Origin of the sequence: Pseudomonas sp. NPDC089534, assembly GCF_044749305.1 — a bacterium.
GTDB classification, from domain to species: domain Bacteria; phylum Pseudomonadota; class Gammaproteobacteria; order Pseudomonadales; family Pseudomonadaceae; genus Aquipseudomonas; species Aquipseudomonas ekonensis.
In genome coordinates this window covers 1-4,772 of the sequence record NZ_JBIVHR010000175.1, presented here as the reverse complement: position 1 = coordinate 4,772, position 4,772 = coordinate 1, and the positions used below count along the sequence as shown (strand labels likewise).

The window sequence follows — 4,772 nt, the reverse complement described above, 5'->3', positions numbered from 1 at the left end:
ACGATGGTCACTTGCTTGTTGTCCGGAATTTCCTGGTAGGCCAGCACATGCAGTCCGGGAACTGCCAGGCGACCGAAGCGCGAGAGCATCGCGCGAACCGGGCCTGCCACCAGCAGGATCACCGGTTGGCCTTGCATTTCCTGACGCTGGGCCGCTTCGATCAGCGAACGCTGCAGCTTCTCGGCCATGCTCGGCTCCAGCAGAACACCCTCTTCCGAGCCTTGTCCTGCCTTTTGCAGACTATTGAGCAAAATTTGTTCCAACCTTGGCTCCAAGGTGATCACAGGCAGCTCGGACTCAGTGCCTACAATGCTTTGGACGATGGCGCGGGATACGCCGACCCGCACGGCCGCCACCAGCGCGGCGGTATCTTGACTCTTGGCGGCGTTGTTGGCGATCGCTTCGGCGATGCTGCGGATGTCGCGCACCGGCACGTGTTCGGCCAGCAGCGCCTGCAGCACCTTGAGCAGCTGCGACAGCGTGACGACCCCCGGAACCAGCTCCTCGGCCAGCTTCGGCGAGCTCTTGGCCAGCAAGGTCATCAGTTGCTGCACTTCCTCGTGGCCGATCAGCTCGCTGGAGTGCTTGTACAGAATCTGGTTCAGGTGGGTCGCCACCACGGTACTGGCATCGACCACGGTGTAGCCGAGCGACTGCGCCTGGGCGCGCTGGCTGACTTCGATCCACACCGCTTCGAGCCCGAAAGCCGGATCTTTGGCGGTGATGCCGTTGAGCGAGCCGTAGACCTGCCCCGGGTTGATCGCCAATTCGCGCTCCGGGTAGATCTCGGCCTCGGCGAGGATCACGCCCATGAGGGTCAAGCGATAGGCGCTCGGCGCCAGGTCGAGGTTGTCGCGGATATGCACGGTGGGCATCAGGAAGCCCAGATCCTGGGAAAGTTTCTTGCGCACGCCCTTGATCCGCGCCAGCAGCTGTCCGCCCTGATTGCGGTCCACCAACGGGATCAGGCGGTAGCCGACTTCCAGGCCGATCATGTCGATCGGCGTCACGTCGTCCCAGCCCAGCTCCTTGGTCTCCATGGCACGGGCCGGCGACGGCAGCAGCTCCTGCTGGCGCTGGACCTCCTCCAGCGCCTGCACCTTGGCCACGTTCTGCTTTTTCCAGAACAGGTAGGCGCCACCGGCCGCCAGGGCCGCCATGGTCAGGAACGAAACGTGCGGCATGCCCGGCACCAGGCCCATGATCGCCATCAGGCCGGCAGCGACGGCCAGCGCCTTGGGCGAGGCGAACATCTGACGGTTGATCTGCTTGCCCATGTCTTCGGAGCCCGAAGCACGGGTCACCATGATCGCGGCGGCGGTGGACAGCAGCAGTGATGGCAATTGCGCCACCAAACCGTCACCGATGGTCAGCAGGGCGTACACCTTGCCGGCGTCGGCGAAGGTCATGTTGTGCTGGAAGATGCCGACGGCCATGCCGCCGATCAGGTTGATGAACAGGATCAGCAGACCGGCGATGGCGTCACCGCGCACGAATTTGCTGGCACCGTCCATCGAGCCGTAGAACTCGGCCTCCTGGGCCACCTCGGCGCGACGGGCCTTGGCCTGGTTCTGGTCGATCAGGCCGGCGTTGAGGTCGGCGTCGATCGCCATCTGCTTGCCGGGCATCGCATCGAGGGTGAAACGCGCGCTCACCTCGGAAATCCGCCCGGCGCCCTTGGTGACCACGACGAAGTTGATGATCATCAGGATCGCGAACACCACGATGCCGACCACGTAGTTGCCGCCGATCACCACCTCGCCGAAGGCCTGGATCACCTTGCCGGCGGCGGCATGGCCGTCCTGGCCGTGAAGCATCACCACCCGCGTCGACGCCACGTTCAGCGCCAGGCGCAGCAGCGTCGCCACCAGCAGAATGGTCGGGAACACCGCGAAATCCAGCGGACGCAAGGCGTACACGCACACCAGCAGCACGACGATGGACAGGGCGATGTTGAAGGTGAAGAACACGTCCAGCAGGAACGGCGGCACCGGCAACATCATCATCGCCAACATGACCAGCAGCAACAGCGGCACACCCAGATTGCCCCGGCTGAGCTCCGACAGGTTGCTGCGGGCACTGTTGATTAACTGAGAGCGATCCACCGGTTTTCCCCGTTCCTTTCAAGCAAACTTTTGACGCCCGAAGCGGGCGCACGGCGGCTACTGCAAAAAGCCTTCCAACTTTTGCCGGGGATTGAAACAGAAGGGTTTATCAGTCGATTTTCCGCATGCCCTGCGGACAATGGCGACCCGCCTGAAACCAAGAGGCCGAACACACCACCGCCATCGCGAGCAGGCTCGCTCCCACAAGGTTCTGCGGGGAACGCCTCCTGTGGGAGCCAGCCTGCTGGCGATGGCGCCCGTCAAGGCGCCGCAGGGCCAATTCAGGAATCGCGCCGCAGATCCGGCGGAATCGGCAGATCGTCCTTGAGCGGATCCGGGCGCTTGCCCTTGCCGGCGCGGTACTGGCGGATCTGGTAGACGTAGGCCAATACCTGAGCGACCGCCAGGTACAGACCACCGGGGATTTCTTCTTCCAGCTCGGTGGAGTGGTAGATCGAACGCGCCAGGGCCGGCGATTCGAGCAGCATGATCTCGTTGGCCGTGGCGATCTCGCGGATCTTCAGCGCCAGGAAGTCGGTGCCCTTGGCCAGCAGCACCGGCGCGCCGCCCTTGTCGGCGTCGTACTTGAGCGCCACGGCGTAGTGGGTCGGGTTGGTGATGACCACGTCGGCCTGGGGAATGGCCGCCATCATCCGCCGCTGGGACATCTCGCGCTGCACCTGGCGGATGCGTTGCTTGACCTCCGGCCGGCCCTCTTGGTCCTTGTGCTCGTCGCGCACCTCCTGCTTGGTCATCTTGAGCTTCTTGATGCTCTCCCAAATCTGCACCGGCACGTCGACCGCCGCAATGACGATCAGCCCGCAAGCCATCCACAAGGTGCTCCAGCCCACCAGCAGCACGCTGTGGATGATCGCCTTCTCGAGCGGTTCGTGGGCGATGCGCAGCAGGTCGTCGACGTCGCCGGACAGCACCACCAGCGCCACCGCCAGGGTGATCAGGAACTTGGCCAGCGCCTTGAGCAGCTCGACCACGGACTTGGCCGAGAACATGCGCTTGATGCCGGACAGCGGATTCATCCGGCTGAACTTGGGCGCCATGGAGCCGGCGGCGAACAGCCAGCCGCCGAGCGCGATCGGCCCCAGCAGCGCGGCGAGCAGCAAGGTGATCATGATCGGCTGGATCGCCAGCAGGGCCATCAGCCCCGAGCTCATCAGGAACCGGCCCATGGAACCCTGATCCATGATCACTTCCCGCGACAGCGTGAAGTTCACCCGCATCAGTTCCATCAGATCCTCGGCCAGCATGCCGCCGAAGATCAGCAGCGCGGCGGAGCCGGCGAGCATGATCGCCAGGGTGTTGAGCTCCTTGGAGCGCGCGATCTCGCCCTTCTCACGGGAATCCTTCTTGCGCTTCTCCGTGGGGTCTTCCGTCTTGTCCTGACCGCTCTCGCTCTCAGCCATGGCTCAACGCGCCCGTGCCAGTTCGCGCAGCAACTGCAAGGACTCGGCGGCCAGCGGTTGATACTGATTGAGGATATCCGCCAGGCCCACCCAGACGATGAACAGGCCGAGCACCAGGGTCAGCGGAAAGCCGATGGAGAAGATGTTCAGCTGCGGCGCCGCCCGGGTCATGATGCCGAACGCGATGTTGACCACCAGCAGCGCCGTGACCGCCGGCAGCACCAGCAACAGCGCCGCGCCGAGCACCCAGCCGAGCTTGCCGGCCAGCTCCCAGTAGTGGGCGGTCATCAGCCCACCGCCGACCGGCAGCGTGGTGAAGCTTTCCGTCAGGACTTCGAACACCACCAGGTGGCCGTTCATCGCCAGGAACAGCAAGGTCACCAGCATGGTGAAGAACTGCCCGATCACCGCCACCGACACGCCGTTGGTGGGGTCGATCATCGAGGCGAAACCCATGCCCATCTGAATGGCGACGATCTGCCCCGCCACCACGAACGCCTGAAAGAACAATTGCAGGGAGAAGCCCAGCACCGCACCGACCAGGATCTGCTCGGCGATCATCAGCAGACCGCCAAGGTCCAGCGGACTGACCGCCGGCATCGGCGGCAGGTTCGGCGAGATCACGACGGTGATCGCCAACGCCAGGTAGAGACGGATGCGCCTGGGCACAAGGGTGGTGCCGAACACCGGCATCACCATCAGCATCGAACCGATGCGGAACAGCGGCAGCATGAACGTCGCCACCCAGGTGCTGATCTGGGTGTCCGTCAACTGAAGCAGCGACGACATGGCTCAGCCGATGACCAGCGGAATGTTTTTGTACAGCTGAGTGATGTATTCCATGAACGTCTGCACCAGCCAAGGGCCGGCGACGATCAAGGTGACCAGCATCACCAGCAGGCGCGGCAGGAAGCTCAGCGTCTGTTCGTTGATCTGCGTCGCCGCCTGGAACATCGACACCAGAAGCCCCACCAGCAGACTCGGCACCACCAGGATCGCGACCATCATGGTGGTCAGCCACAGGGCCTCGCGAAAGATGTCGACCGCAACTTCAGGCGTCATGGCGATACACCTCCGAAACTGCTGGCCAGCGTGCCGATGATCAGCGCCCAGCCATCGACCAGCACGAACAGCATGATTTTGAACGGAAGGGAAATGATCAGCGGCGAAAGCATCATCATACCCATCGCCAACAGCACGCTCGCGACAACCAGGTCAAAGATAAGGAACGGGATTAAGATCATGA

Annotated in this window: 4 protein-coding genes and 1 pseudogene; all 5 read right to left on the bottom strand. The window is 63.5% G+C overall.

Translation table 11 applies throughout. The annotated features are described in order from the left end of the window. Positions 1 to 2,105 (bottom strand): flagellar biosynthesis protein FlhA (gene flhA, locus ACIP0B_RS27920; protein WP_400838315.1); only part of this gene is annotated, 2,105 nt, incomplete at its 3' end. 281 nt (positions 2,106 to 2,386) lie between these two features. Further along, positions 2,387 to 3,526, bottom strand: a complete 1,140-nt coding sequence (gene flhB / locus ACIP0B_RS27915; RefSeq protein WP_400838312.1) for a flagellar biosynthesis protein FlhB — start codon at positions 3,524 to 3,526, stop codon at positions 2,387 to 2,389. A 3-nt stretch (positions 3,527 to 3,529) separates the two neighbouring features. Next, positions 3,530 to 4,315, bottom strand: coding sequence for a flagellar biosynthetic protein FliR (gene fliR, locus ACIP0B_RS27910; protein ID WP_085631150.1), 786 nt, complete (start codon positions 4,313 to 4,315; stop codon positions 3,530 to 3,532). Between the two features lie 3 nt (positions 4,316 to 4,318). After that, positions 4,319 to 4,588, bottom strand: coding sequence for a flagellar biosynthesis protein FliQ (fliQ, locus tag ACIP0B_RS27905; RefSeq protein ID WP_085577799.1), 270 nt, complete (start codon positions 4,586 to 4,588; stop codon positions 4,319 to 4,321). Beyond that, positions 4,585 to 4,772: pseudogene (locus ACIP0B_RS27900) on the bottom strand (flagellar biosynthetic protein FliP); the annotation flags it as partial. The pseudogene ACIP0B_RS27900 and the gene fliQ, both read right to left, overlap by 4 nt.

What these genes read in the sequence shown, in the direction of transcription:
- flhB (WP_400838312.1), bottom strand. Translation starts at nt 3,526, where the DNA reads ATGGCTGAGAGCGAGAGCGGTCAGGACAAGACGGAAGACCCCACGGAG.
- fliR (WP_085631150.1), bottom strand. Translation starts at nt 4,315, where the DNA reads ATGTCGTCGCTGCTTCAGTTGACGGACACCCAGATCAGCACCTGGGTG.
- fliQ (WP_085577799.1), bottom strand. Translation starts at nt 4,588, where the DNA reads ATGACGCCTGAAGTTGCGGTCGACATCTTTCGCGAGGCCCTGTGGCTG.